Genomic DNA, 676 nt, shown 5'->3' with positions numbered 1-676 from the left:
CCGGAGATCGAGAATACGTCTTCGATCGGCATCAGGAACGGACGGTCGATCGCACGAACTGGCTCTGGGATGTAGCTGTCCAGAGTCTCTACCAGGGTTTTCACCGCAGTAGTACCCATGCCGTTGTCGTCCTGGCCGTTCAGGGCCATCAGAGCGGAACCGATGATGATCGGCGTGTCGTCGCCCGGGAAATCGTAAGTGCTGAGCAGGTCACGCACTTCCATTTCCACCAGCTCCAGCAGCTCGGCGTCGTCAACCATGTCAGCCTTGTTCAGGAAGACAACGATGAACGGAACACCTACCTGACGGGACAGCAGGATGTGCTCGCGAGTCTGAGGCATCGGGCCGTCAGCAGCCGAGCAAACCAGGATAGCGCCGTCCATCTGCGCAGCCCCGGTGATCATGTTCTTCACATAGTCAGCGTGACCCGGGCAGTCAACGTGTGCGTAGTGACGTACGGCAGAGTCGTACTCAACGTGCGCAGTGTTGATGGTGATACCACGAGCCTTCTCTTCCGGCGCGCTATCGATCTTGTCGAAGTCGACCTTGGCCGAACCGAATACTTCGGAGCAAACGCGGGTCAGAGCAGCGGTCAGAGTGGTTTTACCGTGGTCAACGTGACCGATGGTGCCAACGTTGACGTGCGGTTTGTTACGTTCAAATTTTTCTTTAGCCA

The 676-nt window shown here is 57.1% G+C and carries 1 protein-coding gene; it reads right to left on the bottom strand.

Annotation, left to right across the window (positions count from 1 at the left end):
• On the bottom strand, positions 1–676 hold a 676-nt coding region (locus HP439_RS19315), incomplete at both ends, for a GTP-binding protein (RefSeq protein WP_172391937.1).

Origin of the sequence: Sphingobacterium shayense (assembly GCF_013179575.1) — a bacterium.
Lineage (GTDB): Bacteria > Bacteroidota > Bacteroidia > Sphingobacteriales > Sphingobacteriaceae > Sphingobacterium > Sphingobacterium shayense.
Note: the sequence above shows the minus strand (reverse complement) of the source record. Positions and strands in the feature narration are given on the sequence as shown.